We start from the raw sequence: 26,501 nt of genomic DNA on the forward strand, positions 1-26,501 counted from the left end.
TTCGCAGCTGCTGCTTTTTATTTTTTATAAGAAAATGATAACCAGTAAACCGACAACGACACAATAATAAGAGAAATACTTCAAGTTTCCGCGTGCCATGATGCCCATAAACCATTTTAGTGCGAAGTAGGTCGCAACAAATGCGGTAATAAATGCAATGGTGTTTGGAATCCATAGTGCTTGGAAATCTGGACTTGTTACGAGATCTGGTACCTCGAGAATTGTCGTACCTAGACTGACAGGAATATATAATAGAAATGCAAAACGTAATGCGGTATCCTGTTTCATTCCAACCATCATGGCGGCGACAATACTAGCTCCAGAACGGCTGATACCAGGAGTGACTGCGACAGCTTGTGCTAGTCCAACAATAACGGCGTCTTTCATTGTTAAATCACCGTCTTGCTTTCTCCCCCGCAAGTTACGAATCATCCAAATGGCTGCAGCTGTTATTAAGAGCGTAATACCGATGACTTCCGTTCGGCTTAGTAAATCCCCAAGATAGTCACCAAACAGAACTCCAACGACCCCTACTGGAATCGTTGCGATAATTAGATAAATGACAAATTGAAAGTCGCTTCGTGCCGCTTCATCCTTTTTGAAGAGAAAAAGCAATGTATTTTTAATTAAACGTATAATATCTTCCTTATAGATTAAAAGTACAGCCAATAGTGATGCAAAGTTCACAAAAATTTCAAAGGAAAGTCCTTTTGCTTTAATCCCGAATAATTCTCTGAATATGACCAGATGTCCACTAGAAGATATCGGAATAGGTTCAGTGACTCCTTGAACTAGTCCAAGGATAAAATATTGAATGATTAAGATAAGATCTTGAATATAATCCATTGTTTTTCGCTCCTTTTTTCACGCAGTCAACCCCCTCTAGACAAGTTCCAATTTTCAACTAGGTGAATAGTCTAGTTGATGAGGAGGGGTGATTTGTGTGACGATGAATAGTGATACTATGAAAATGTATGAACAATGTAAAAAACATATGCATTCTTATGTTCTTGTTGAAACGGTAGATGGGCTGAGTGTAGACGGGATATTAACCGGTTTAGACGATGAATATGTATACATGGCCGTCCCAAATGATGCTTACCCGGGTGATATGAATTCGATGCAAGGCATGAGCCATTATGATAGACAGTTCGGTTACCCATTCTACGGTCCTTTTGGCTATGGGCCAGGCTTCTATGGGTACGGACCATTCGGGGTACCTAGGTTCCGCAGACTGATTCTACCTCTTGCTGCCTTAACGGCCCTAACTTTATTACCCTGGTATTAACACGAAATAACAAACCCTTGCCAATTCCTTGAAGGCAAGGGTTTGTTAAATGGTTAGTTTTCTTTTTGTTTGAGAGCGACTTCACCTAGTAAAAATACGATTACCATAAAGAATGCCGCTAAAATAACTACCTCTGAAATTACGAATGGTTCTCCAGCCATACTAGTCAGTACGTACGAAACCGCTGCGCTAATAAGCAGTGACCAAATGATTGTCATAATGTATCGCATATTTGGCACCTCACATTTCTATGAATTTCATATGTATTAGTTATCTTTATAAAAATTATGTCCTTATACAGTTTAACAAATAAGGAATAAAAATAAAAGCTTTAATTTGAACATATATTAAAGTAGGGAGGAGATGACTATGCAAGCCCTAGTGTTGAATATTACAGATTGGATCAGCTACCATATTGCCGATCGGTTATTAAGTGAAGGTTATGAAGTGAATGCAGTGAAAAGTAATAATAATAATGAACATCTTGTTGACTTTTTTCCCCGTAACAGTAATTTTGAATTAGTGGAAGAGCCGTTGCAAACATCTTATCCTTTAGTTATTTGTGTCGGCCCTCTACCACAGTTTGCAAAAAAGCTGGAATGTAAAAGGATTTTTCTGATCAATAGTGATTCTATAAATTTAGATCACGCAATTTCTATTCAGGCTCCTTACTTATTTGGAGAATGGATGCCGCTGTCAGATGATGATTTACTCCAGAATGAAAATCAAATTACATTTTCTGCTTCTGAATATGAGAAAGAAGGCCTGTATATTGCTGATTTTCTCGAAGTTTTTATGGAATGGGTAGAAAAAGAGCCTCCTAACTCAGAAATTTATATGAAATCTAAAAGAAATGGAGAAAATACAGGTAAAAAACTTGAAAAAACTTTCCTCGTCGATGAAAATGTTCCTATAGAAGAAAATTTGAAGCAAGTCATTTCACATTATCAACAGTTTAAAGATTTATATCAATCATCATAATAAACGTTGGATAGGAGGGGCAGTATTGAAAAAGTATGGAATATATTCATTAATTATGATTCTTATAATACTGCCTGGCTGCAGCTACTTTGAGGGGAGCAATCTGCAAAATGTCGGTATGATCTTTGAATCCTCAATTGACGACAATTCTTGGAACGAAAAGGGTTATCAAGGGCTGCTGGAAATAGAACAAGAGTTTAAGACAGATGTCTTCTATAAGGAAAATATCCGCAGTGAAAACGAAGTCGCCCGGACAGTAGACGAATTCGTAAAAGAGGGTGTCAATCTTGTCATTGGCCATGGAAATATCTATGGCAGTCATTTTGTCGAGCTGACAAAAACATATCCAGAAATCCATTTTATTTATATGAATGGTGAGATTTACAATTCGAATGTTACGAGTTTAAATTTTAATTCCCATGCGATGGGCTTCTTCGGTGGTATGATCGCTGGTGAAATGTCCGAGACAGATCAGATAGGTGTAATAGCTGTCTACTCTTGGCAACCGGAACTGGAAGGTTTTTATGAAGGTGTGAAGTATGAAAATCCAAATGCAGATATTTATATTGATTTTGTTAATGATTGGGATGATAAAGAGCGGGCTTTATCCATTTACGAAGAGTTTGAACAAGCAGGCATCGATATTATCTTTCCGATAGGTAATGCGTATAATGAGGCAGTGATTCAAGCTGCTGCTGAAGATGGTATATATTCTTTAGGATACATTAACGACCAGAATGACATTGCTCCTGATTTTGTGTTGACTAGTCTGATTCAGCACGTAGATAAGGTATATGTAAAAGCAGCCCGAGATTTTAATGATGAGGAATTAGTTGGCGGTATCCGCTACTATGATTTCCATAATGATTATATTACGTTAGGTGATCTCAATGAAGCTATTCCCGAGAGCTTTGTAGACGAACTACTTAAAGATGTTGAAATATATAAAGAATCGAATCTTCTTCCGAATGAAAAGTGAGGGGAAAATATTCTCCTCTTGTCAGAAGGAGATTTTTGCTATAAAATTAGTACCAAGTCATAATGATTAGTCATATACTTTGATTCTAGTTTAATATAAAAGCAGAGTTAAACCTCGAAGGAAAGATGAAGGAGATGTTAAGATGAATGTGGGTATCTTAGGCACCGGCCATTACGTACCAACAAAATTAGTCACAAACAAAGATATGGAAAAATTGGTTGATACGACAGATGAATGGATCCGCACGCGTACAGGGATCGAGGAACGCAGATTTGCCGAGGATGATATTGATACTTCCGATATGTCCTACCATGCAGCATTAGGCGCTCTTGAAGAAGCAAATGTTTCTCCGGAAGAGATTGACTTAATTCTTGTAGCGACTGTCACACCTGATACACCTTTTCCATCGGTTGCATGTAAAATCCAAGATCGATTAGGTGCGACTAATGCAGCTGCATTAGACGTGGGTGCTGCTTGTGCTGGATTTATTTATGGGTTAGTGACTGCGGAACAATTCGTAAAAGCTGGCGCATACAAAAAAGTTCTTGTAGTAGGAGCGGATAAACTTTCAAAAATCATTAATTGGGAAGACCGTTCTACTTGTGTTCTTTTAGGTGATGGTGCCGGTGCAGTAGTCGTAGGTGAAGTAGGAGAAGGCAAAGGGATGCTCTCCTTTGAATTAGGTTCCAAAGGAGCTGGCGGAAAAGACCTTTTCCAAAATAAAGAAGGATACATGGAAATGAACGGACGTGAAGTATTTAAATTCGCGGTTCGACAAATGCCTGAATCCACTGTGAATGTAGTAGAAAAAATCGGTTTGGATAAACAAGATGTGGATTATCTTGTACCACACCAAGCAAATATTCGGATTATGGATGCAGCGAGAGAACGTCTCGGCATTTCTCCAGAGAAAATGGCGACAACAATTACGAAATATGGTAATAATTCCTCTGCATCTATACCTATGGCTTTATCCGAGTCAGTTAAGAATGGTAAAATCAAAGATAATGATTTAGTCGTATTAGTTGGATTTGGCGGCGGGTTAGCTTGGGGATCTACGGCTATCCGTTGGGGAGTCTGACATATTTCAGAAAGGAGTCAGAATGATGGCTGAAAGAAGAGTTGTTATAACCGGCTTAGGTGCGGTGACGCCAGTCGGAAATGATGTAGCATCAATGTGGGAAAATATATTAAATGGAAAATCTGGTATCGAAATCGCTACTAGAGTAGATGTAGAACAATATCCTGCAAAAGTTGCAGCAGAAGTTAAAGGTTTTGAAGCTGAAAAGTATATTGATAAAAAAGATATCCGTCGCATGGATTTATTTACCCAATATGCGGTAGCTGCGGCGAAAATGGCTGTGGAGGACGCGAAGCTTGTCATTGATGATAGCAATGCGACCCGTGTTGGAGTTTGGATCGGTTCAGGAATCGGCGGCATGCAAACTTGGGAGGATCAGCATCGTAAGTTACTAGAAAAAGGTCCTCGTCGTGTCAGTCCATTTTTTGTTCCGATGATGATTCCGGATATGGCTGCTGGACAAGTTTCGATTCAATTAGGCGCTAAAGGAATCAATTCATGTACAGTTACAGCCTGTGCTTCAGGAGCAAGTTCAATTGGTGATGCGTTCAAGTCCGTTCAGCGCGGGGACGTGGATTATATTATTGCAGGTGGAACAGAAGCACCTATTTCCAATATGGCGTTTGCTGGTTTCTCTTCCGCTAAAGCATTATCCACTAATCCTGATCCGAAAACCGCTAGTCGCCCATTTGATAAAAACCGTGATGGTTTCGTCATGGGTGAAGGTTCAGGTATCATCATTATGGAAACACTTGAATCAGCACTGGAACGTGGTGCTAAAATCTATGGAGAAATTGTTGGTTATGGTGCAACTGGAGATGCGTATCATATTACCGCTCCAGCTGAAAATGGAGAAGGTGCAGCGCGAGCAATGAAAGCTGCGCTTGATGATGCTGGAATTTCACCAAATGATGTCGATTATATTAATGCCCATGGAACAAGCACTGATTTAAATGATAAATATGAAACGGCAGCAATTAAATCGGTATTTGGTGACCATGCATATAAACTATCTGTATCTTCCACGAAATCAATGACAGGTCATTTGCTTGGAGCTGCAGGTGGAGTGGAATCCGTCATTTCATTGAAAGCAATTGAAGAAGGCATTGTTCCACCGACCATCAACTATGAAACACCAGACGAAGATTGTGATCTTGATTATATTCCTAACGAAGCACGCCAACAAGATGTGAATGTTGTGGTAAGTAATTCATTAGGTTTTGGTGGTCATAATGTGTCACTTGTATTTAAAAAATATAATGGTTAAAAGTATTAGAAGCTGACTCGTAATGAGTTGGCTTCTTTTTTTGATATAAGGAATTCAATAAAAATTTCCGTATAAGATAAATAGGCATGAATGACTGCTTCCATCTTTGTACCTGCATGAAACTACTTGGACAAGCATAGGATGTAACAATAAGTAGACAATTACTAGAGTAGTGGCAGGTGTGAGTGATGTTTTATATATTCTGGTTTTTGATAGGGTTCGGTTTGACCGTAACAGGTGGAGTAACGATAATCGCATATATGAATTTTCTTCCTGCCGGTATTACTTGGGTTGAATATTTCAGTTTCATATCCACCAGGATAGAATGTTATTTTTTCTTCATCGGAATATTGATTATGTTGGTTGTATTATACTGCTACCCAAATAACTCGTAAGCCATTCACATCGAATAAGAATAATTTCATTCTTTATTGGTCATAATGATTCTAGATTAATTTTCCAAAGAGGTGAGGGTGGAATGCTATATTTACATGATGTTTGGGTAAATTGGTTTGAAAGTGAAGAGAATGGCTATCAAGTCGCCCGCTACCACGAATGGCGCAAAGAAGACCGTATTGAACTATTAGATCAAACACCGTTGTTATACATAAATGAAGGTCTATTTGAGTACATTGAGAATGATTTGCAGGAAATACCAGAGAGCTTGTTAGATACGATCTACAAACGTTCTTATAGTCGAAAAGGACAAAATCGCAATGTCATTGAATATGCTTGTGTGGTGACAAACGGTATTGAAGCGTTGGCATTTGATACAATCGGTTACACAATACCAGTACGAAAAAGCCGCCTGATCCCAAGGCAGGAGCAGCTGATTTATGACATGATCAAATCTGCGAAACCGCAAAACTTTGGATTTAAAGCGAAGCATTACAAGAAGGAGTATCATATTTTATCAATGTCTCCGGAGCAAGTATTTGGGCTTACAAGGCGTGAGCGAGAAATCAAACATATTCTTATGATTGCTTTGGATCAACTGAAGACTTCCGGTAACTTGGAAGAATTGCGGTACTGGTTGACTGAATGGGACCCGAAACTTTATCCGGCTATCAAGTATTTGGATGCAGACCAAGTGTGGGAAAAATTATATGAAGGCATCCGATTAGGCTTCAATGAAAATCACGAAGAATTTTGTGCAAAAATAGTCCGTGGACAACCCTTTTTAGAAAAGTTATGGGATGCTGAAAAGGATTATGCAAAAGATACAACTCAATCGTAAATGAAATAAAAAAACCAGTTCATCAGAGGTGATATGCTCCCCCTAAAGTAGACACTTAAAAAAACAAAACTACTTTAGGGGGTTTTTCTATGCGTTCTAATAGTAAGCATACTGTTGATGAACTTGAAAGATATATTCAAATGTATCTTGATGAAGGTCTGAGTTATCGGGTGTTAAGTGAAGTGAAAGGCCTTTTGTTAAGCGAATCGACCTTTCATGACAAAGTACTAAGATACCAAGAACATGGTCTGACAGGTATTCAAACGAAGAGGAGAAATAATCATTATAGTAAAGAGTTTAAGAACTCAGTCGTTAGAGAGTACATGGAAGAAGGTACTCCCTTCGTTCAATTAGCTCGTAAATATAACATACCAGCTCATCAAACTGTGAAGAAATGGATCATCAAGTATACTAAGGGGGAAGGATTAAAAACTTATTCTCCAAAACCCGAGGTGTATATGATGGAAAGTAGAAAAACAACGCTTGAGGAAAAAGTTGAGATTGTCAAAGCCTGTTTAGCCAATAACTTATCGTATAAAGACACAGCTGAAAAATATCAAGTTTCTTATAACAATGTTTACTCATGGGTTCAAAAGTACAAAACGCATGGTCCTGACGGACTGGTAGATGGACGAGGTCGCGGAAAGCCAAACGAGATCCAAACCGATGAAGAAAAGTTACGAACAGAAATTGCGGCATTAAAAGCACGAAATGAGTACCTTGAAACAGAGAATGCTGCGTTAAAAAAGTTAGAAGAAGTGGAAAGAGAGTTGATATTACGCAAACGCGGTATGAGGCCGAGTACCAAACGATCAAAAAGCTCGAAAAAAAGGGATTCAAAATAACCATACTATGCGAAGCATTAGGTGTGAGTCGCTCGGGTTATTATAAATGGGTCAAACGAAAACCAACGAAAACAGAGAAGCGCTTAAAACACTTGATTAGCTGCATTCAAAAAGTATATGACGAACATAAAGGAATTTATGGTTATCGTCGCATCACGATTTATCTCAATCATTATCTTCACGCACAAGTGAACCATTAATGTGTTTACCGTTTGATGAGATTATTAGAGTTAAAAGCCGTTATCCGCCGGAAACGTTATAACTATAAACCACATAAACCGCAACATGTAGCTGAAAATGTCCTAAATAGAGAATTCCAAGCAGACTATAACGCAATGGAAGTCCTATTATCAGATATCACTGAATTTAAGTTCGGAGGTCATTCAAAGGCTTATTTAAGTGCCGTCTTAGATTACGGTGAAAATAAAATTGTAGCCTACAAATTATCCCGACATAATAACAATGCATTAGTTCGTGATACAGTCACTCAGATTAAAAATACTATTATTCCAACAAAAACATTATTCCATAGTGATCGTGGTTTTCAATACACGTCACATGGATTTAGAAACTTTGTGAAAGAGCACAAAATTAATCAAAGTATGTCACGTGTTGGTAAATGTATTGATAACGGTCCAATGGAGAATTTTTGGGGAATCATCAAAGAAGAAATGTATCGATTAACTACGTATAACACATTTGAAGAATTAGAGAAAGATATTAAGACGTTTATTGAATTCTATAACACAAAACGTATAACGTTAAAGATGGGTTTACATATTCCATCATAAGAAAAGCCATGCATGAAAATCATACATGGCACAAAATACTTTGTTTATTTACCTGTCTACTTGACAGGGGGCAGTTCAAGGGATGAACTGGTTTTTATATTATTTTCTGACCCGGCCTAATCCCATTGCTTTTTTCGCTTTTGCAACAGTTTTATTAGCGACTTTGGATGCATTCTCAGCACCTTCATCGAGAATCGTATCCAGCTCTGGTGAATCGATTAATTCATTATATCTTTCTTGAATTGGCTGTAGCAGATTAACTACTGCATCCGCTACGCCCTGTTTAAAGTCGCCATAGCCTTTACCTTCGTATTTTTTCTCCAACTCTTCAATAGACTCCCCAGTACAGCTGGAGTAAATCGTTAATAAGTTTGAAATTCCAGGTTTGTTTTCTTTATCGTACTTAACAATACCTTCAGAGTCAGTCACTGCACTCTTGATTTTTTTAATGATTTTTTTCGGTTCATCAAGCATAGAGATGAACCCTTTTTCATTTTTATCGGATTTACTCATTTTTTTCGTTGGTTCTTGAAGTGACATGATACGTGCTCCAACTTCAGGTATCCGAATATCAGGAACCGTAAAAATATCGTTGAAGCGATTATTGAAGCGTTGTGCCAAATCACGGGTAAGTTCCAAATGCTGTTTCTGATCATCACCTACTGGTACAAGATTCGCTTGATAAAGCAGAATATCCGCCGCCATTAAAGCAGGGTAAGTGAACAATGCAGATGATACCGCTTCTTTACCTTCTGATTTATCTTTATATTGGGTCATGCGCTCCAATTCCCCAACATAACTGAGTGATTGAAGCATCCATCCTAATTGCGTGTGAGCAGGAACCTCCGATTGAATAAACAATGTCGCTTTATTTGGGTCAAGGCCGGAAGCTAGATAGAGAGCTGCCAAAGAACGGATATTTTTTCTTAATTCCAGTCGATCTTGAGGAACGGTGATCGCATGCTCATCAACGATACAAAAATAACATTGATATTCCTCTTGCAGCTCCACGAATTGTCTGATCGCGCCTAGATAATTTCCTAGTGTCAACGTACCACTAGGTTGAATCCCTGAAAAGATTGTTTGCATACTGTACACTCCTTTAATTTTTCCCATTAAAAAAAGCCCACTCATTCCCTAATCTGAAGGGACGAATGAACCGCGGTGCCACCCTTATTACTCTGTGTTTGCACACAGAATCACTTTAATCTCCAATAAGCTCAGAAGCCCAATTCCAATCCACCTTGATGCTTGTTTCCACCAACCACAAGCTCTCTACCAAATCAGCGGGCAATTGTACTCTATCTTCGTCATTGCTCGAGTTATTTTGTTGAGTTTATTATATAGAGTTTTTGGGGGGAATGCAAGGGGATGGGGGCCTGTATTGAATTGACAAGAGAATAGGTCTCTCTTGTCACGAAGAAGATCTATTTATGTGTAGAACCGACAATAGACCTGTTCTCTTGTCATGAAGGACGTCTGTTAATGTGAAGAACCGACAATAGAGCTGCTCTCTTGTCATGAAGGGCGTCTGTTAATGTGAAGAACCGACAATAGAGCTGCTCTCTTGTCATGAAGGGCGTCTGTTAATGTGAAGAACCGACAATAGAGCCGCTCTCATGTCACGAATGGGGTTAGTTTTTGTGAAGAACCGACAATAGAGCTGCTCTCTTGTCATGAAGGGCGTCTGTTAATGTGAAGAACCGACAATAGAGCCGCTCTCATGTCACGAATGGGGTTAGTTTTCGTGAAGAATAGACAATAGAGCCGCTCTATTGTCAGGAATGAATTCAGTTTTCATGAAGAACCGACAATAGAGCCGCTCTCATGTCATGAAAGAGTTCAGTTTTTAAGAAGGACTGACGATATAGCCATTCTCTTGTACGGAATGCTATGTGTCTTGATAAGAAAACTTATAGTAAGTCACTTCTCTCGTCATAAACCATTACATTTAAAAATAGCCCTGCGTAATGCGCGCTAGGGCTAATGAATAAATGCTGGATATCTAGTATTTACTCAAAGTACGTCCACCTATTTACTCCAACAGCTTTAAAGTGCTTTGACAAAATTCGGTGTACTGTTCTTTTTGAAAAAACTCCTCCACACCAATCATAAATCTCCCCTGTAGTCACTCTCCTCTCCGGAAACAGCAACCGGAATTCCTTCACGGAGCGCAGCACGGCATTTGTAGGAGACTCCTTATGGCCACAGGATTCGCAGATACAGCTTCTTTTAACTGAATTAACTGCGCCCCTTCCACAAGTTGGACAGACGATTCCCTTTTTTAATTCTTCGTATGCATAATGTGGTTTATCAAATGGGTATTCTGTTTTTCTTAGGTCCAATAACTTAGCAGCAAGCCTTCTCATATTTGATGTTATGCTCGTAGACTGGTTGCTTACAAATTCCAGGTGTCGGTGGATCTGATTTGGAAAAATAACGGGAATATCAAGTGGTGCCTGATAGAGAGTGAATGCGGGATTTACAAAAATTACAGAAGCATCAATTGGAGTGTTATATCCGAGACTGAGGAGAACTTGGCGCAGAAGAGATTCTGCTCTACTTAATTGGTGCAGGGGGTTAAGGATTTCTTGCCGTGGTTTTTTAAAAAGCTTTTCATTTTCAAGATAAAAATCACCTTCAAAATTTTTCACTTCATATAAAAAGATTTTCGCTTGGTTAATAATCAAACAATCTATCTGGAAGGCAGTTTGATTATATTCGAAAAGCAAATCATTTAAGATCAAGCCTTCACCGGTGATATTTTCCGTTAACTTGGAAAACAACAGCTCTCCTTCATAACCTTTTTTTAGATTGAGATAGGTGAGCTTGTCCTTGTTGGAAAGATGCATGCGTCTACTTAACGATTCAAAAAGCAATAGTTTTGGCGATGGCTGCAGTTTTGTGATTACTTCCATCATTCACTTCCTCTCCTATAATTTAGATATCACATCAATAATATCATAAGTTGCACTATTCCGTTATTTAATACTCAATTTAAAAATGAATAACCATTCAATTTGTGGTAAATTAATGATAATAAGATGCGAGGAGCGATTATCATGTTGATTAAAACCGAGGCCAATGAGGGGACGATAGGTAACGTTAGATATATGGAAGGTGTTGTTGCCTTAAATAGAGTGAAATTAAATGTGTATTGTTATGAAGTAGATGGTATGTTAATCGATACTGGTGCTCCTAGATTACTGAGCGAATTCAAATCATTTTTTGATAAAGTTCGTGCAGATAAAGTAGTGTTGACCCATTCTCATGAAGATCATGTTGGTGGAGTGGCATACATAAAGCGTAAATATAATCTACCAATTTATATGGATAAAATCGGTATAGAGGATTCTATGAAAAAAGCGAACTACCCATTTTATCGTAAAGTCTTCTGGGGGAAAAGAGAACCTTTTCAAGCGCTTCCTCTTGAAAAAACAATTGAATCAAGAAATGCAACTTGGGATGTCATTCAGACACCAGGTCATGCGCCAGATCATGTCTCTCTCCTCAATCGAAAGACTGGGCAGCTATTTACTGGAGATCTCTTTGTCCAGCCGCAAACGAAGATCATATTGAAGGATGAAAGCATTCCTACAATCATCTCTTCGATCCGTCGGGTGTTAGGGTATGATTTTGAGGAGTTGTATTGCTGCCATGCTGGACATGTGAAAAGCGGCCGAAGTGTTTTGCAAAGTAAATTGGATTATCTTCTGGAGCTTCAGGAGAAAATACGTGAACTGAGTAGAAAGGGCTATAGTGAGAAAGAAATTCAAAAACAATTGTTCAATGGAAGGTATTCCATTTCATATATTTCTTTCGGAGAATGGGACTCCATCCACATTATTCGCTCGGTTCTCAGAGAAACACCCTAATCGACGAAAATAGACATGTTTCGATAATATGACAGAAAATAATAGGTTTTTACCATTCATTTAACCTAAAGTTTCCTTTATACTAGATTTAACTTGAAATTAGGAGATTGATAGGTAATGGGTAGAGCACAACTTTGGGTGAGGACAGTCATGGGAATTCTCCTGTTAAGCCTAGTCTTTCCTTGGGTCGTTCATGGGGAAGAGGCGATAACGATTTCGAAGCATGCTGAAAGAGAAACGAACATTGAGTTATTCGATCCGAGTCAAAAAATGAAGCGATTTTCCTTTGATTCGGGGCTTAACTTTGAATATCCGGATGCTGTAAGAGGGATTTATGTAACCGGTAATTCCGCTGGTGGCAGCCGTTTCAATGATCTCCTTAATCTAGTAGATTCCACCGCGTTAAATGCTATGGTTATAGATATTAAAGAAGACCACGGTAATTTGACTTTTGTGCCAGATGAAGATTCTCCCTATGCAGATATTGCGAAAAACTATATTTCCGATCCTGAGGGTATGATGAAAATGTTGGAAGAAAAAGAGATTTACCCGATCGCAAGAATTGTCGTTTTCAAAGATTCTGTATTGGCGAAAAAACGACCAGATTTATCATTTACTGAGAATGGTGAGGTTTGGGTAAATAACCGCGGAGAAGCATTTGTTAATCCGTTTGAAAAAGAGGTCTGGGAATATAATGTAGAAATCGCGAAAATGGCTGTAGAACTTGGATTCCAGGAAATCCAATTTGATTATGTGCGTTTTCCAGAAGGATTTGAGAAAAAAGATGAATCATTGTCTTACACATTAGGAGATTATGAAGATCTTGAGATGAATAATGTTAAAAAGCGTGTAGAAGCTGTAACGGATTTTGTTGCCTATGCACGTGAAGAGTTGTCGCAATACGGGGTCGATGTCTCGGTCGACATTTTTGGCTATGCAGCGACATTGGAAGAGACGCCTGGTATCGGTCAAAACTTCTCACGGATTTCAGATAACGTAGATGTTATCTCTTCGATGATTTATCCGAGCCACTGGTCAAGCTATTTCGGAATTGAGAAACCAGATACTGAACCGTATCGTCTGGTGAGCGAGTACGCGAAAGTAGAGAATGAAGTATTGGGTGCACTTGAAGATCCTCCAGTTTCCCGCCCTTGGCTGCAAGATTTCGAAGCTCCTTGGCTTTATGATGGAAAGACGAAACAGTACGGAAAAGCTGAGGTGGAAGCACAAATCCAAGCGCTCTATGAAAATGGCATCAACGAGTTTTTACTGTGGAATGCTGGAAATGTCTATACTGAAAATGTGGATTATTTGATAGGGAAATAAATATGGGACAAGGGGTTTTTGCCCCAAGTCCCTTTTCTATGGATGTTCTCTATTGAAAATTGATAGTCATTTTTTTCAATTAAGGGGTTTAATTGAAAATGGATAGGGTACAATACCGAGTAGATAATATTTTAAGCAGGCTATTTGAAAAATAAGCTAATAATCGTCGTTTACCCCCTACTTTTTTATAGATGAATGTAGTATACTGATGAAGGGATTATTTAAACTTATTTTAATATAAGAATGAAATGGGTTTAATGATAGCTTGCATAGCATTAGAAATAAATATTGAGGAGTGAAGTACATGGTAACACTTTATACCTCACCAAGTTGCACATCCTGCAGAAAAGCTAAAGCTTGGTTGGAAAACAATGAGATTCCGTATAAAGAACGTAACATTTTTTCGGAACCGCTATCAATTGAAGAAATTAAAGAGATTTTACGGATGACGGAGGATGGAACTGACGAAATCATTTCCACGCGCTCAAAAGTATTTCAGAAATTGGATGTAAATATTGAGCAGTTGCCGATGCAAGATTTATTTGATCTTATTCAAAAAAATCCAGGCTTACTAAGAAGACCGATTATCCTTGATGAGAAACGACTTCAAGTTGGTTATAACGAAGACGAAATCAGACGTTTCCTACCTAGAACAGTTCGGACATTCCAATTACGTGAAGCACAGCGGATGGTCAACTAGTCGAAGTACTTAACATTATAAAGCACAGGACGGTTTGCGCAGGGTCTTGTGCTTTTATTTATTTACTACCCCGATAATGACCCCACAACTTCTTGCTGCTCAAAAAAAGACGTGACAAATCCTTCAATCTGGTTTAAAATAACTATTTAATTATAGGCATATTCATTTCCAAAACACCATATTTTATCATACAATGGCTATAAGCAATGAAAGGTGACCATATGCTGTAGTTAGAGAATAAAGTGAGCAACCTGGGAAGAAGTTGTAAACTGATTTATATATATATAATCTTTCGTTTGAAGGGAGAGAAGAACGATGGAAATAGAAAGAATCAATGAAAATACAATCAAGTTTTATATTTCATATTTAGATATTGAAAATCTCGGTTATGAGAGGGAAGAGATTTGGTATAACCGGGAGCGCAGTGAGCAGTTATTTTGGCATATGATGGATGAAGTCAATCAAAAAGAAGACTTCAATCCGGAGGGGCCTCTCTGGATCCAAGTTCAAGCGATGGAAAAAGGTTTGGAGATCATCGTAACGAAAGCTAAGATTTCCAAACAAGATGAGTACGAATTTGATGATGAAGATGATGAGTCAATGGATTTGCATGGGGAAGAAGATATTGAGGGAATTCTTGAGGATACGTTTGGTAAAAGTATCGACGACAAAGAAGAGGATGATCTAGGTTTCCACGAAGAAAAGTTATGGATTGCTGTACAATTCAATGATTTTGAAGACGTCATTCAGCTTAGCCATGTCATGAAGCATGACTATGAAATTCAAGAGCAGACGTTATATCATTACGAGGGTAAGTATTACCTCTATGTTCAGTTTGGTATTGAAGTATTGGACGATGAGGCTATACAAGAAAATCTGGAGAGTAAGATTCTTGAATTTGCAACAGCTTCGAATGTTTCATTGCACGTGCTTGAAGAATATGGAAAGAAAATTATCGAAAATAATACATTTGGAGAAATCAGTAAGCATTTCCCAGCAGAAAAATAGACATCTTGATGAGATGTCTATTTTTTGTGTTTTATTGCAGGATTTCGAATCACTCTGTCGAATAAACTAATACGGAGGTGATTCGATGCTTCAGGCAAAACTAAATAATGGCAAACTGATTACTCCAGCTATGTTTCCGAGACAAAAGGTTTTAGAATTAAAATCTGGAAAGCATGTTTATTTTTGTCCAGTCTGCGGAGAAAGAGTAATCTTACGGGCAGGTGAGAAGGTGATTGCCCATTTTGCTCATGCTAAGGATGCGGATTGTCCTACTATTGGTGGAGGGGAAGGGGCGTATCATGAACAAGGTAAACTCCGGCTTTACCAGTGGCTCCGCAATCAAGGCTTGAAAGTTAAACTGGAAAGCTATGTACCTGAAATTAGACAACGTCCAGATTTATTAGTGCACGTCCAAGATAAGAGAATTGCCATCGAGTATCAATGCGTTAAAATTGCAACGGAAGAGATCATTAGTCGTACAACTGGTTATCAGCAAGCGGGAATCCACGTCCTTTGGATTCTTGGAGATAAGCTAATGAAACGCAGAGGCAGTCAGATGCTTAGGCTAGATTCATTTAAGAAAGCACTCATCCATCAATATTCCCCGGAATATCCATTAAGTATTTTCTACTTTTGTCCACTTACAAGTAAATTCATTAAATTTCAAGACTTAACCTTCATCAACACACACCACGCAGTTGGCAAACTTACCATTTCCCCTTTGAGACAAACTAATCTTCGTGAACTGTTATCCAAAGCGTATGTGTCAAAAGGAGTTTTAAATTCAATTTGGAAACGGGAAAAGAAGCGGTTCCGACTATCAAGAAAGTACAGAGTTTATGGGAGAGAGAAAGGATGGTTGAACTGGTTATATGAAAAAGGGGTTTATAAGGAACAGCTGCCGTCCATTGTCCATCTCCCCATTTTAAGTGCTTATTTGCTGAAAGTACCTGGCTGGATATGGCAAAGCCAAATTGTATTTCAAGTTCTTGCTAGAGTACGAATAGGTGGGATTGTCAGCTTGTCTCAATGCATCAAGGTCACAAAAGATGATCTGCTATCTCCAGAAGACTTTCCTTTAATTACATCCCCAATGGACCCTATTCTTGAATATTTGCTTCTCCTATGCGAAGCAGGTATCCTCGAGCGAACCTCGGAAACTACCTTCAAGAAGATTTCAGAAATCCAGCTACATACGGAATTGGAAACGGCAATTCAAACAGATTCCCTACTTATTGATACACTTTTTAAAAATAATAATCATTAATCAAGCATGAAAGCCCATTGATTCGGTATACTAAATATACCTGAAAATGTTTAGCCGCTTTGGCATTATTTTCTAATCAACATGGATGAATATAAAGGATTTCCTATGAATATCTAGAAATAGTATAGGAAGTGTATTAAAGGAGGATATTGGGATGACAAACGCAACAAAAGAATTGAAAAAGAGAAATGAAGTTCCTGTTGAATTGACATGGCGTTTGGAAGATATTTTCGCAAGCGATGAAGATTGGAAAAAAGAATATAAACAACTGGAGGCAGACCTCCCGCAAATTGATAAGTTCCAAGGGAAATTGGATACTTCTGCTGATGCGTTATATGATTTGCTGAAATTACAGGATGACTTATCATCCCGCTTAGGTAAATTATATACATATGCTCATATGCGCTACGATCAAGACACGACCAATTCTTTCTATCAAGACTTAAATGCCCAGGCAGAGACGCTGTTGACAAAGGCGTCCAGTAAAATGAGCTATATCGTACCTGAAATTCTTGCTATGGAAGAAGGGAAACTCGATCAGTTTTTAGAGGACGAGGAAGAGCTTAAGCTTTATGAAAAAGTATTGACTGATATCGCTAAAAGACGTCCTCATGTGTTGAGCGAAAAAGAAGAAGTACTATTAGCTGAAGCTGGGGAAGCTCTGTCAACTGGTGCGCAAACGTTTGGAATGTTGAATAACGCCGATTTAACTTTCCCTTCCATTAAAAATGAAGACGGAGAAGAAGTAGACGTCACTCACGGACGATATTCCACTTTCTTGGAATCCAAAGATCGTCGAGTCCGTAAAGACGCATTTATGGCTGTTTATGACACGTATGGAAAATTTAAAAATACATTTGCTGCAACACTTGGTGGAAATATTAAAAAAGATAATTTCTATGCAAAAGTACGTAATTATGATTCTGCTAGGCAGGCTGCACTTTCCAATAACCATATTCCAGAAGAAGTATATGATAACCTTATAGCAGCAGTGAACGAAAGATTACCACTTCTACACCGTTACACAGAACTAAGGAAAAAGGTTCTTGGAGTCGACGAACTTCATATGTATGACCTTTACACACCATTAGTCAAAGAAGTCGATATGAAGGTGCCGTATGAGAAAGCAAAAGAGTATGTATTAAAAGGTCTTGAGCCGCTTGGAAGTGATTATCAATCCATCTTGAATGAAGCTTTCAACAATCGTTGGATCGATGTCGAAGAGAATAAAGGAAAACGAAGCGGAGCCTATTCTTCGGGCACTTATGGAACAAATCCATATATTTTAATGAACTGGCAGGACAATATTAATAATACGTTCACGTTAGCCCACGAGCTGGGCCACTCGGTTCATAGTTACTATACAAGAAAGAATCAGCCATATCGTTATGGAAACTACTCGATTTTCGTTGCCGAGGTTGCTTCAACAACAAATGAAGCATTGTTGAATGATTATTTGTTGAAAAACCTTGAAGATGAACAAGAAAAAGCTTATATTCTGAATCATTTCCTAGAAGGCTTCAGAGGGACTGTTTTCCGTCAAACGATGTTTGCAGAGTTTGAACATGATATCCATGTACGGGCTCAAAACGGTGAAGCTTTAACTGCTGATAAGTTAACAGAAATTTATTATGAACTCAACAAGAAGTATTACGGTCCAGCGGTAGTGAGCGATGAGGAAATTGGTCTCGAGTGGGCTAGGATTCCACATTTCTACTACAATTATTATGTGTATCAATATGCTACTGGTTATTCTGCTGCAACATCCTTGGCACAGCAGATTCTTGAAGAGGGAGAGCCTGCAGTAGAACGTTACCTCAATTACTTGAAGGCAGGAAGCAGTGATTATCCGATCGAGGTGCTTAAGCGCGCAGGTGTGGATATGAATTCGAAACAGCCAATTCTATCTGCACTTGATGTATTTGAAGAGAAACTTAACGAGATGGAGAAATTATTAGGATAAATGTAAAGTTCATTCATAATGAATGACGTGCTAAGGGAGCAGCGTAATCCAGCTGCTCCCTTAGCGCATTCTACGATACACTTTTTTCTTTTGAGTCATCGAATAAAGCATTAAGTAAATAGAAATAAACAGTAGGGGAAGAGTTAAGTATAGAGGGATAAGTCTCATTAAGCCAATGACGTTAATAAATAATGCAAGGATTAATAATAGAAAAAAGAATAATGGAAGTAAGTTATTCATAAGCCACCTCCTTGTTACTATAAAATATGAATGACAAACTAAAATATAACTATCTCGAAAATATCACAAACTAAAATTGAACAATTTGTGAATGTATGCACAAAAAAATTGCGCGTTGAAAAAAATGCTGTTATTATATAATTGTAAGTTGAAACAAACAAAACCCCTTTTGTTTGATCATGAAACTTTCTCCCATCCCCCTTTGTAATCATACAAAGACGGAATACTTGAGAATATACGCTGCCCCGTATATTCTCATTTTTTTATGCTTTTATTTCCTGATAGTCGTTTAGGCTGAGGTAGGGGAGTGTATTAGAAATCAATGGGTCTAACGATTTAAAAGTTAAGCGATTACAATATTTCTGTTGTTATTATCAGACAATAAATCCATATAGTTTGGTCATATTGTCCAAATGGGACAAAATTTTATTTATGGGTCACAAAATGTCCTGTTAGTGAACATTTTGTGAATAAAGGCACATATCTATTGTCAAATAGTCCATGTGCTGTTAATATAAAATCATAAGTTGAAACAAACAAAAACCCCTTTTGTTTGATCATGAAACTTTCTCCCATCCCCCCCTTTGTATTCATACAAAGACGGAAATAAGGATATACGCTGCCCCGTATATCCTTTTTTTATGTCTTTATTTTGATATTGTAATAGCCGCTTCCACCTTTGATTCAAAAAAATAGACCGACTATTATATAGTCCGTCAATTTTTTGGTTTCCAGTATGTTTCATCTTCACTTTCAACCATCTCAACTAATTGTCTCAATTGTAGTTTTCTCATTTCTTTTAATACTTTCGTTTCCGACCAATCATAGATAATCCCTATTTCTGAAGTTCCAACAATGGAAGACCTTCTTACAAACTCCTCTAGGGAAGGCTTCGAGGATGGAATCGGGTGATATTGTAAGATCTCACTTAATACTAGTTCATATATTTCATACGGATATAACCCAGATACTTTAATGCCATGATCCTCCACGACTTGATTAAAAAACACTAGCGTCGGTAAGGTTTCTACATCCATTTCTTTTGTTAAGCGTAAATCACATTGATAAGCGCGTTTGGCAGAAGAGGAAATGATATCTTTTTCAAATTCCTGCATGTCCAATTTTGCTTCTTCTGCACAAGTAAATAAAACATCTGACTCCGAAATATCCAACTTGTCGATAAATAATTTTTCCTGAAGTTTACGCAAATAAACTTTGCCGGCACGTTTTCCTTGTAACTCGGATGCCTTGATGGCCAGGGAGGTGATCCAAGGATGTGTTGCTGGAGAGTTTTCTGTCTCCACTTTTGATTGCAACGCATGCAGTTCCCGTTTTGTCACTAAGGAAAAACGTCCACTCACAATTGCTCGTACAGTGAAAAACCTTCCATATTCAAATGTTAATTTCTTAAGGTATGATTGCAAAGACCAGCATTCTTTAGAAAAAGGATCCATGAACAAATAGATTTCCACAGGTTTTTGTACAGAATCTATATAGTTGAAACCAGCTGATGAGCTCAAATGATTGGAACTCTTAAGCTCAGATTGCTGCCAGCTCACATCAAATCCTCCTTTCCTTTATTCTGGCGTGTTCATCATATGGTTAGCAGTAAGCGTCAATTTCTCAAACATGACTGTTCGATATGGCTCTTCGATACCAACTTCATTTAAAGCTTCTTCCATACAATCCAACCATGCATCTCTGCGGCTTGGTGTAATCGGGAAGGGGAGATGCCTTCTGCGCATCATCGGATGACCTCTTTCGGCTTCATAAGCTCGCGGTCCTCCAAAAAATTGTGTCAAAAATAATGTCTGTCTTCTAGCAGTTTCCGTCAAATCCTCTGGAAAAATTGGAATAAGTAGAGGATGTTTTGCTACACGGCTATAAAAACTGTCGACAATCTTTTTAATCGTTTCTACTCCGCCAATCGCATCATATATGGAGCGATGTCTAATCTCCTGCATATAAATAACCCCTATTTTTAATCTTTAATTTTTAATCTAGGTTACCTCGTTTAGAAATGAAGTCACTAAACGGGCGCTCCCACATTTGTGCTAATTGTAGCAGTGCTATAGTTTATGAGCAAATAAACAGACTTAGTCAAGGTTTAATTTAGGAATTGTGTTAGTGTCTTCCATCTAAATTTTTCAAGCTTATATAAAAGCGTTCAATCTTGTTAGGTGTACGGCGTTTGGGGATATGATGTTCCTCCAACAATGCATGGAATGTCTTCTGGCCTTCATCAAAATTCTTGACCTCTAATTCCAATTCATAATCTTCTTGGTCATTGTAGCGGCTATAATCCAATACGAATAAGTTTGTTCCATCCTCATATTCGCGCCTTACCGTTGTAAGACTGCCAAAATTAATCAGACCTTCTATTTTCACATCAAGCTTTTTCAGCTGATTAAGTGTATGTTCTTTCTCTATCGGTTTCCCATTCAACCAGCTTTCGGCTTCTTCTGAAGTCAAGTGATCGTGGGTCTCGAGCAGTCCATCGCCGTATGGCTCTTTTAAGGTCAAGATGTATTGTCCATTTTTCTTCCGGATTCTCAATGCACAGCCTAGCTCTTTTAAATCCAAATTCGCCGTTTCAAAATAATAATTTGTTTGCTCGGTACCCTCTTTTGGGAAAGGATAAGCATCAAGCAATGTGTCAAATTCATCTTTTGTTAATAAGTTTTTAAATTCAATTTCAATCTCCTGTGCCATAGAATGCCTCCGTTGTAAGTGATTATAATTGATTATGGCAATTTCTCAAGTAATATGCAATGAATAGCCTTTTTTATCGTGTGTGGTAAAATAAGAGGGTACATACTTCAATAAACAAATGGAGTGGTTGCGATGAATTGGGAAGTCTTGCTTGCACCTTATGAACAAGTTGTAGAAGAGTTAAAAGTTAAACTAAAAGGAATGCGTAAACAATTTGAACAAGAGTCGAGGCACTCGCCGATTGAATTTATAACAGCTCGGGTGAAGCCGATTGCTAGTATTATGGAAAAGGCTGAGAAAAGACAAGTGCCTCTGCATAAAATTGAAGAAGAAATCCAAGATATCGCAGGTATTCGAGTAGTATGTCAATTTGTTGATGATATATATACAGTTGTGCGCATGCTACAAGAGAGAAACGATTTCACCATCCTAAAAGAAATAGACTACATTAAAAATGAAAAAAGTAGTGGATACCGTTCCTATCACATGATTATTGAATATCCTGCAGAAACGATCCATGGGAGGAAATCGGTGCTTGCGGAAATTCAAATACGTACATTGGCAATGAATTTCTGGGCTACGAACGAACATTCCTTAAATTATAAATATAAGGGTCGTATACCAGAGAAAATTCAAAAACGATTACAATTGGCTGCTGAAGCGGCGTTTAATCTAGATGAGGAAATGTCGAAGATAAAAAATGAGATTCAAGAAGCACAGCGGATCTTTCATCGCATGTAAAAGACAAGGGGGAGAATAACGTGAAATTTGCTATTGTATCTAAAGGGGATAATCGCTCTGATACGATAAAAGCTACAATGAAGCAATATTTAACGGAATTTGATTTGGAATATGATGAGGATGAACCGGAATTGGTCATTTCCGTCGGTGGGGATGGCACGTTTTTAGAAGCTTACCACCGTTACTTACATCGCTTGGAGGAAACAGCGTTCATTGGTGTGCATACCGGTCATTTAGGTTTTTACACCGATTATACTCCGGATGAATTGGAAAAGTTGATTATCGAAATTGCTAAAACGCCTTTCCAAACGGTCGAATATCCACTTCTTGAGGTGATTATCCGATCCAAGACTGGGGAGAAAGAGGACAGGCTCCTATGCTTAAATGAAGTGATGATAAAAACGGCAGATGGTTCTTCTGTTGTTTTGGATGTTGAGATTAAGGGTGAGCATTTTGAAACGTTTCGTGGTGATGGGATTTGCATCTCGACACCGTCTGGAAGCACCGCATATAACAAGGCGCTGGGTGGGGCTATCATCCATCCTTCCTTTGAAGCGATCCAGCTAACGGAAATGGCTTCGATTAATAATCGAGTGTTCAGGACCATTGGCTCTCCGCTAATATTACCGAAGCATCATACGTGCATGTTGCGCCCAATGCGTGACAGCAGCTTTTTGATTTCGATCGACCATTATACGAATACGTTTTCAAATGTAAAATCGATCCAATGTCGAGTTGCCAACGAAAAGGTCCGCTTCGCAAGGTTCCGTCAATTCCCATTTTGGAACCGAGTGCGGGATTCCTTCGTTTCCGACGGTGAGAGTCGATTTTAAACAGATTGAGAGGCAGTACTAAACATGAAGTGGATTATAGATGAAGAAGAGGCTGGCATGTCCATCCGTGATTTTTTAAGAGATATCGGTGGACTATCCCGTCGCATATTGATCGCTGCTAAATCTGAGGATGGAAAGATTTTGTTGAATGGTGAAAAAGTAACCGTCAGAGGTTCACTTTCCTCTGGCGATGTACTTGAGGTGAAACTTCCACCTGAACCGATCAGCAAGTGGCTTTTCCCTGAGAAGCTCGATATCCCGATTATTTATGAAGATGATGCAGTACTTGTTTTAAATAAACCAGCTGGAATGCCAACTTTACCTTCCCCGCTGCACAAGTCGGGAACGGTCGCCAACGGCCTTCTAGCACATTACGAAAAAATAGGAAACCCAAACACGATCCATATTGTAACAAGATTGGATAAAGATACATCCGGTTTAATTCTTATCGCGAAAAATCGCCTCAGTCATAGTTTACTTGCAAAAAGTCAAAAGCAATTCGAGGTTCACCGGAAGTATCAGGCGATTGTTGAAGGGATTTTGAAGGATGAACATGGGAAAATTGATGCGCCGATCGGGAGGAAACCTGGATCGATAGTGGAGCGGGAAGTTACGCCAGAAGGAAAGCCGGCCCGCAGTAATTATCAAGTCATCCAGCGTTTATCCAATCATACTTTGGTGGAAGTTGAACTGGAAACAGGGAGAACGCATCAGATTCGTGTTCATTTTTCATATCTGAACCATCCTTTACTCGGCGATGATTTATATGGTGGGAAGAAAGAACATCTGAATCGTCAGGCTCTCCATTGTCATAAGCTTACGTTTACACATCCGTTTACAAAAGAAGTTCATCAACTTCACGTAGATTTACCCGTGGATATGAAAACGACAATCGAAAAATTATCTGAAGTTTAATCAAACGTACGAAACTTTTCTTCATTTAATGGTTGTTTGGAAGGGACGGAAACCGTTTTATGTTCCGGTAGACGATAAGCGGTAAGTTTATTGCCAAATACACAACCCGTATCGATATTAGCCGTGTGATTCACAATACGCGGCTCTAAAACTGGGGTATGGCCGTAAATAATCCATTTTTTCCCTTTATAATGTTTCGCCCAATCCCGTCGTATGGGCATTCCTTTTTCATCGAATCCACCAGTTATATCCCCATATAATACAAAGGTTTTTACCTTTTTATCGGTTCGGCCGATAAATTCTTCTTTGATTCCCGCATGACAAACCACCGCATTTACTTCAGGGATTTCAAGATAAAGGGGAGCATTTTCATATAGTTTGGTAAACTTATAACGGATTCGCTGCTGTTCTTTTTTATCCAAGGCCTGGAATTCTGCAACCGTTGTCTCTAACCCATGGGTTTGTTGCACATTTCTTCCTAGAAAAAAACGGTATAACTTATTACAATGGTTTCCAGGCACGTACTTGGCAAGATTTTCGGTGACCATTTGATAAACAAGGCGAATCACTGCAATGGAATTCGGACCCCGGTCTGTCAAGTCACCAACAAAGACGGGAATCCGGCCGGCAGGATGAATGAAAACTTCATTCTTGTACTGATACCCAAGTTTGGAAAATAAATCATGCAATTCGTCCATACAACCATGGACATCTCCGATTACATCTATTTTCAAAAACATTACCTCCTTATTTGAACGGTAGTGTAGATAAATATGTTTTCTATGGTAAGCCTATTGTATACAAACTTATTTATTATATAAAGTGAAACTGCATTCAATTAATTATCTCATGATTAGAGGTTAGGGTTTACAGCCCGTAAATGCGTGCTAAAATAATTTATATCTTCTTCTTCATTAGTTTTGCCAAATTGTAATTTTTACATGATGGGGAGTGGAGAGGTTTGTAAGAAAGGATTGATCCGCATGACAGATTCATTAGAAAAATACGAAGCATTATATGAAGAAAAACATCAGGCCCATTGGAGAAGATTGCAAACGTCTCTTGAACAGGATGACTTGAATACGTTTAGAGAAGAATTTCTTGATATGCATACGTATGATCAAGCGAATTTTTTCATTGAGCAGGAAGAAGATATGCGCCAACGTATTTATGGCTATCTATCACCAGCTGAGTTTGCTGAGATTATTGAAAGTATGGAATTTGAAGATACAATCGGCTATTTTACAGAAATGAATCCGCAATATTCGGCGGCAATACTATCCGAGCTTCCAGCGGATGATACGGCAGATATTTTGAATCTGTTGGAAAAAGAAGAAGTCATGAGCTTCTTGACTGCGATGGAATCCGAATCAGCGGCTGAAGTAAAAAGCTTATTGAATTACGAAGAAAAAACAGCCGGTAGTATCATGACTACCGAATTTATTGCCATCTATAATATCCATACCGTCAAACAGGTAATGCAGTTATTGAAGGAAGAGGCTCCAGATGCAGAAACGATTTATTACTTATATGTCATTGATGAAGCGAAAACATTAGTGGGAGTTATTTCTATCCGTGATTTAATCATTGCTGATGAAGATACTGTCATTAAGGAAATTATGAGTGAAAAGGTTGTCGCAGTATCTGTAGCGAAAGACCAGGAAGAAATTGCCCAATTATTTCGGGACTATGATTTCCTTGCTGTACCTGTTGTTGATTTTCAGAATCGATTACTTGGGATTATTACCGTTGATGATATTTTAGACGTTATGGAAGAAGAGGCGAGTGAAGACTATTCCTTGCTTGCAGGGGTTTCTGAAGATGAAAGGCATACAGACACAGCTTTTCAAGCAGCTAAAAAACGGTTGCCTTGGCTTATCATTTTACTGTTTCTTGGCTTGATTACCGCAAGTCTAATCAGACAATTTGAAGATACTCTGGATCAAGTTGCAATATTAGCTATTTTTATACCGTTGATTGCTGGGATGGCAGGGAACACTGGAACACAATCTCTCGCGATTGCAGTCCGTGGTCTTGCTTCTGGTGAATTTCAAAAGCAAGGGAAATTGAAATTGGTTTTACGTGAGCTTGGAACAGGTATGATTACAGGTTCGGTAAGCGGAGTTGTGATTGCTATCGTGATTTTTATTTGGCAACAGAATTTAGTGCTTGGGTTGTTAGTCGGTGTATCGATCATGGCATCACTGATTGTGGCAACATTAGCCGGATCGTTTATTCCGATGCTGATGGATCGCTTGAATATTGATCCGGCAGTCGCATCGGGACCATTTATTACAACATTGAATGATATTATTTCCATTCTAATATATTTCAGTATGGCTACGAGTTTCATGTCATACTTAGGATGAACGAACATAGGGATAGGAGGTCTGAGACCTTTTATCTCTTTTTTTTATGTATATTGCTCTCTTTATAAAACACAGTTGGGCGT

The 26,501-nt window shown here is 38.5% G+C and carries 29 protein-coding genes and 1 other annotated feature; of the genes, 20 read left to right on the top strand and 9 right to left on the bottom strand.

The genetic code is table 11. The features are described from left to right. Window positions 1-24: 24 nt before the first annotated feature. Window positions 25-837, bottom strand: coding sequence for an undecaprenyl-diphosphate phosphatase (locus tag M3210_RS12465; protein ID WP_379597295.1), 813 nt, complete (start codon window positions 835-837; stop codon window positions 25-27). Window positions 838-949: 112 nt separating this feature from the next. Here M3210_RS12465 and M3210_RS12470 point away from each other — a divergent pair, with 112 nt between their 5' ends. Continuing rightward, a complete protein-coding gene (locus M3210_RS12470; RefSeq protein ID WP_251514917.1) occupies window positions 950-1,288 on the top strand; it encodes a hypothetical protein in 339 nt (112 codons plus the stop codon). 53 nt (window positions 1,289-1,341) lie between these two features. Here the strand turns inward: M3210_RS12470 and M3210_RS12475 are convergent, their stop codons facing one another. Then, a complete protein-coding gene (locus tag M3210_RS12475; protein ID WP_251514852.1) occupies window positions 1,342-1,518 on the bottom strand; it encodes a DUF2929 family protein in 177 nt (58 codons plus the stop codon). 139 nt (window positions 1,519-1,657) lie between these two features. Here M3210_RS12475 and M3210_RS12480 point away from each other — a divergent pair, with 139 nt between their 5' ends. The 9 genes from M3210_RS12480 to M3210_RS12515 all read left to right on the top strand — a co-directional run bounded on the left by M3210_RS12480 (window position 1,658) and on the right by M3210_RS12515 (window position 8,469). Then, complete coding sequence (locus tag M3210_RS12480) at window positions 1,658-2,269, top strand: hypothetical protein (protein ID WP_251514855.1); 612 nt, start codon at window positions 1,658-1,660, stop codon at window positions 2,267-2,269. Between the two features lie 25 nt (window positions 2,270-2,294). Beyond that, entirely contained in the window at window positions 2,295-3,248 is a 954-nt protein-coding gene (locus M3210_RS12485) for a BMP family ABC transporter substrate-binding protein (RefSeq protein ID WP_251514857.1), read from the top strand. Between the two features lie 142 nt (window positions 3,249-3,390). Then, window positions 3,391-4,329: a beta-ketoacyl-ACP synthase III gene (locus M3210_RS12490; protein ID WP_251514859.1), complete on the top strand. Its 939-nt coding sequence runs from the start codon at window positions 3,391-3,393 to the stop codon at window positions 4,327-4,329. A 25-nt stretch (window positions 4,330-4,354) separates the two neighbouring features. Then, complete coding sequence (gene fabF / locus M3210_RS12495; protein WP_251514861.1) at window positions 4,355-5,596, top strand: beta-ketoacyl-ACP synthase II; 1,242 nt, start codon at window positions 4,355-4,357, stop codon at window positions 5,594-5,596. Window positions 5,597-5,784: 188 nt separating this feature from the next. Next, window positions 5,785-5,991, top strand: a complete 207-nt coding sequence (locus M3210_RS20855; protein WP_251514863.1) for a YuzI family membrane protein — start codon at window positions 5,785-5,787, stop codon at window positions 5,989-5,991. A gap of 83 nt (window positions 5,992-6,074) precedes the next feature. Next, on the top strand, window positions 6,075-6,833 hold the full coding sequence (locus M3210_RS12505; RefSeq protein WP_251514865.1) for a DUF3603 family protein: 759 nt from the start codon (window positions 6,075-6,077) through the stop codon (window positions 6,831-6,833). Between the two features lie 89 nt (window positions 6,834-6,922). Next, a complete protein-coding gene (locus M3210_RS12510; protein WP_251514868.1) occupies window positions 6,923-7,678 on the top strand; it encodes a helix-turn-helix domain-containing protein in 756 nt (251 codons plus the stop codon). Between the two features lie 23 nt (window positions 7,679-7,701). Further along, on the top strand, window positions 7,702-7,878 hold the full coding sequence (locus M3210_RS20735) for an IS3 family transposase (RefSeq protein ID WP_432806990.1): 177 nt from the start codon (window positions 7,702-7,704) through the stop codon (window positions 7,876-7,878). Between the two features lie 15 nt (window positions 7,879-7,893). After that, the gene (locus M3210_RS12515; protein WP_251514918.1) at window positions 7,894-8,469 is read left to right on the top strand and encodes an IS3 family transposase; all 576 of its coding nucleotides are present in this window, start codon (window positions 7,894-7,896) and stop codon (window positions 8,467-8,469) included. 99 nt (window positions 8,470-8,568) lie between these two features. On the opposite strand, the gene trpS is transcribed toward M3210_RS12515, so the two are convergent. After that, window positions 8,569-9,558: a tryptophan--tRNA ligase gene (trpS, locus tag M3210_RS12520; RefSeq protein WP_251514870.1), complete on the bottom strand. Its 990-nt coding sequence runs from the start codon at window positions 9,556-9,558 to the stop codon at window positions 8,569-8,571. A 54-nt stretch (window positions 9,559-9,612) separates the two neighbouring features. Further along, window positions 9,613-9,792, bottom strand: a binding site (T-box leader). A 689-nt stretch (window positions 9,793-10,481) separates the two neighbouring features. Continuing rightward, window positions 10,482-11,390: a nuclease-related domain-containing protein gene (locus M3210_RS12525; protein ID WP_251514872.1), complete on the bottom strand. Its 909-nt coding sequence runs from the start codon at window positions 11,388-11,390 to the stop codon at window positions 10,482-10,484. A 141-nt stretch (window positions 11,391-11,531) separates the two neighbouring features. On the opposite strand from M3210_RS12525, the gene M3210_RS12530 reads away from it, so the two are divergent. From M3210_RS12530 to pepF, 6 genes are all read left to right on the top strand, one after another. Then, complete coding sequence (locus tag M3210_RS12530; protein ID WP_251514874.1) at window positions 11,532-12,344, top strand: MBL fold metallo-hydrolase; 813 nt, start codon at window positions 11,532-11,534, stop codon at window positions 12,342-12,344. 117 nt (window positions 12,345-12,461) lie between these two features. Next, entirely contained in the window at window positions 12,462-13,670 is a 1,209-nt protein-coding gene (locus M3210_RS12535; RefSeq protein ID WP_251514876.1) for a putative glycoside hydrolase, read from the top strand. 304 nt (window positions 13,671-13,974) lie between these two features. Next, the gene (gene spxA, locus M3210_RS12540) at window positions 13,975-14,370 is read left to right on the top strand and encodes a transcriptional regulator SpxA (protein ID WP_251514878.1); all 396 of its coding nucleotides are present in this window, start codon (window positions 13,975-13,977) and stop codon (window positions 14,368-14,370) included. A gap of 315 nt (window positions 14,371-14,685) precedes the next feature. Continuing rightward, window positions 14,686-15,378: an adaptor protein MecA gene (mecA, locus tag M3210_RS12545; protein WP_251514880.1), complete on the top strand. Its 693-nt coding sequence runs from the start codon at window positions 14,686-14,688 to the stop codon at window positions 15,376-15,378. A gap of 85 nt (window positions 15,379-15,463) precedes the next feature. Continuing rightward, window positions 15,464-16,645: a competence protein CoiA gene (locus tag M3210_RS12550; protein ID WP_251514882.1), complete on the top strand. Its 1,182-nt coding sequence runs from the start codon at window positions 15,464-15,466 to the stop codon at window positions 16,643-16,645. Between the two features lie 154 nt (window positions 16,646-16,799). Beyond that, window positions 16,800-18,608, top strand: coding sequence for an oligoendopeptidase F (pepF, locus tag M3210_RS12555; protein ID WP_251514884.1), 1,809 nt, complete (start codon window positions 16,800-16,802; stop codon window positions 18,606-18,608). A 60-nt stretch (window positions 18,609-18,668) separates the two neighbouring features. On the opposite strand, the gene M3210_RS12560 is transcribed toward pepF, so the two are convergent. The 4 genes from M3210_RS12560 to M3210_RS12575 form a co-directional block, all read right to left on the bottom strand. Further along, entirely contained in the window at window positions 18,669-18,848 is a 180-nt protein-coding gene (locus tag M3210_RS12560) for a hypothetical protein (protein ID WP_251514886.1), read from the bottom strand. 716 nt (window positions 18,849-19,564) lie between these two features. Beyond that, the gene (locus M3210_RS12565; RefSeq protein WP_251514888.1) at window positions 19,565-20,407 is read right to left on the bottom strand and encodes a DsbA family protein; all 843 of its coding nucleotides are present in this window, start codon (window positions 20,405-20,407) and stop codon (window positions 19,565-19,567) included. Between the two features lie 18 nt (window positions 20,408-20,425). Further along, complete coding sequence (locus M3210_RS12570; protein ID WP_251514890.1) at window positions 20,426-20,812, bottom strand: globin domain-containing protein; 387 nt, start codon at window positions 20,810-20,812, stop codon at window positions 20,426-20,428. A gap of 160 nt (window positions 20,813-20,972) precedes the next feature. Then, window positions 20,973-21,560: a CYTH domain-containing protein gene (locus M3210_RS12575; RefSeq protein ID WP_251514892.1), complete on the bottom strand. Its 588-nt coding sequence runs from the start codon at window positions 21,558-21,560 to the stop codon at window positions 20,973-20,975. A gap of 132 nt (window positions 21,561-21,692) precedes the next feature. On the opposite strand from M3210_RS12575, the gene yjbM reads away from it, so the two are divergent. Genes yjbM through M3210_RS12590 form a run of 3 tightly spaced genes read left to right on the top strand, consistent with a single transcriptional unit; the run spans window position 21,693 to window position 24,049 of the window. Continuing rightward, window positions 21,693-22,301, top strand: a complete 609-nt coding sequence (yjbM, locus tag M3210_RS12580) for a GTP diphosphokinase (protein WP_251514894.1) — start codon at window positions 21,693-21,695, stop codon at window positions 22,299-22,301. Window positions 22,302-22,321: 20 nt separating this feature from the next. Continuing rightward, on the top strand, window positions 22,322-23,134 hold the full coding sequence (locus M3210_RS12585; RefSeq protein WP_251514896.1) for an NAD kinase: 813 nt from the start codon (window positions 22,322-22,324) through the stop codon (window positions 23,132-23,134). Window positions 23,135-23,158: 24 nt separating this feature from the next. Continuing rightward, window positions 23,159-24,049, top strand: a complete 891-nt coding sequence (locus M3210_RS12590; RefSeq protein WP_251514898.1) for an RluA family pseudouridine synthase — start codon at window positions 23,159-23,161, stop codon at window positions 24,047-24,049. On the opposite strand, the gene prpE is transcribed toward M3210_RS12590, so the two are convergent. Further along, window positions 24,046-24,783: a bis(5'-nucleosyl)-tetraphosphatase PrpE gene (gene prpE / locus M3210_RS12595; protein ID WP_251514900.1), complete on the bottom strand. Its 738-nt coding sequence runs from the start codon at window positions 24,781-24,783 to the stop codon at window positions 24,046-24,048. The two genes, M3210_RS12590 and prpE, sit on opposite strands and share 4 nt — an antisense overlap. A 249-nt stretch (window positions 24,784-25,032) precedes the next feature. On the opposite strand from prpE, the gene mgtE reads away from it, so the two are divergent. Then, on the top strand, window positions 25,033-26,418 hold the full coding sequence (gene mgtE, locus M3210_RS12600) for a magnesium transporter (protein WP_251514902.1): 1,386 nt from the start codon (window positions 25,033-25,035) through the stop codon (window positions 26,416-26,418). Window positions 26,419-26,501 lie beyond the last annotated feature (83 nt).

The organism is Oceanobacillus luteolus (assembly GCF_023715655.1).
Classification (GTDB): domain Bacteria; phylum Bacillota; class Bacilli; order Bacillales; family Amphibacillaceae; genus Oceanobacillus; species Oceanobacillus luteolus.

Bases quoted from the DNA above. Each gene is read 5' to 3' on its own strand.
- M3210_RS12470 (WP_251514917.1), top strand. From the start codon at position 950: ATGAATAGTGATACTATGAAAATGTATGAACAATGTAAAAAACATATG.
- M3210_RS12475 (WP_251514852.1), bottom strand. From the start codon at position 1,518: ATGCGATACATTATGACAATCATTTGGTCACTGCTTATTAGCGCAGCG.
- M3210_RS12480 (WP_251514855.1), top strand. From the start codon at position 1,658: ATGCAAGCCCTAGTGTTGAATATTACAGATTGGATCAGCTACCATATT.
- M3210_RS12490 (WP_251514859.1), top strand. From the start codon at position 3,391: ATGAATGTGGGTATCTTAGGCACCGGCCATTACGTACCAACAAAATTA.
- fabF (WP_251514861.1), top strand. From the start codon at position 4,355: ATGGCTGAAAGAAGAGTTGTTATAACCGGCTTAGGTGCGGTGACGCCA.
- M3210_RS20855 (WP_251514863.1), top strand. From the start codon at position 5,785: ATGTTTTATATATTCTGGTTTTTGATAGGGTTCGGTTTGACCGTAACA.
- M3210_RS12505 (WP_251514865.1), top strand. From the start codon at position 6,075: ATGCTATATTTACATGATGTTTGGGTAAATTGGTTTGAAAGTGAAGAG.
- M3210_RS12510 (WP_251514868.1), top strand. From the start codon at position 6,923: ATGCGTTCTAATAGTAAGCATACTGTTGATGAACTTGAAAGATATATT.
- M3210_RS12515 (WP_251514918.1), top strand. From the start codon at position 7,894: ATGAGATTATTAGAGTTAAAAGCCGTTATCCGCCGGAAACGTTATAAC.
- trpS (WP_251514870.1), bottom strand. From the start codon at position 9,558: ATGCAAACAATCTTTTCAGGGATTCAACCTAGTGGTACGTTGACACTA.
- M3210_RS12525 (WP_251514872.1), bottom strand. From the start codon at position 11,390: ATGATGGAAGTAATCACAAAACTGCAGCCATCGCCAAAACTATTGCTT.
- M3210_RS12530 (WP_251514874.1), top strand. From the start codon at position 11,532: ATGTTGATTAAAACCGAGGCCAATGAGGGGACGATAGGTAACGTTAGA.
- M3210_RS12535 (WP_251514876.1), top strand. From the start codon at position 12,462: ATGGGTAGAGCACAACTTTGGGTGAGGACAGTCATGGGAATTCTCCTG.
- spxA (WP_251514878.1), top strand. From the start codon at position 13,975: ATGGTAACACTTTATACCTCACCAAGTTGCACATCCTGCAGAAAAGCT.
- mecA (WP_251514880.1), top strand. From the start codon at position 14,686: ATGGAAATAGAAAGAATCAATGAAAATACAATCAAGTTTTATATTTCA.
- M3210_RS12550 (WP_251514882.1), top strand. From the start codon at position 15,464: ATGCTTCAGGCAAAACTAAATAATGGCAAACTGATTACTCCAGCTATG.
- pepF (WP_251514884.1), top strand. From the start codon at position 16,800: ATGACAAACGCAACAAAAGAATTGAAAAAGAGAAATGAAGTTCCTGTT.
- M3210_RS12560 (WP_251514886.1), bottom strand. From the start codon at position 18,848: ATGAATAACTTACTTCCATTATTCTTTTTTCTATTATTAATCCTTGCA.
- M3210_RS12570 (WP_251514890.1), bottom strand. From the start codon at position 20,812: ATGCAGGAGATTAGACATCGCTCCATATATGATGCGATTGGCGGAGTA.
- M3210_RS12575 (WP_251514892.1), bottom strand. From the start codon at position 21,560: ATGGCACAGGAGATTGAAATTGAATTTAAAAACTTATTAACAAAAGAT.
- yjbM (WP_251514894.1), top strand. From the start codon at position 21,693: ATGAATTGGGAAGTCTTGCTTGCACCTTATGAACAAGTTGTAGAAGAG.
- M3210_RS12590 (WP_251514898.1), top strand. From the start codon at position 23,159: ATGAAGTGGATTATAGATGAAGAAGAGGCTGGCATGTCCATCCGTGAT.
- mgtE (WP_251514902.1), top strand. From the start codon at position 25,033: ATGACAGATTCATTAGAAAAATACGAAGCATTATATGAAGAAAAACAT.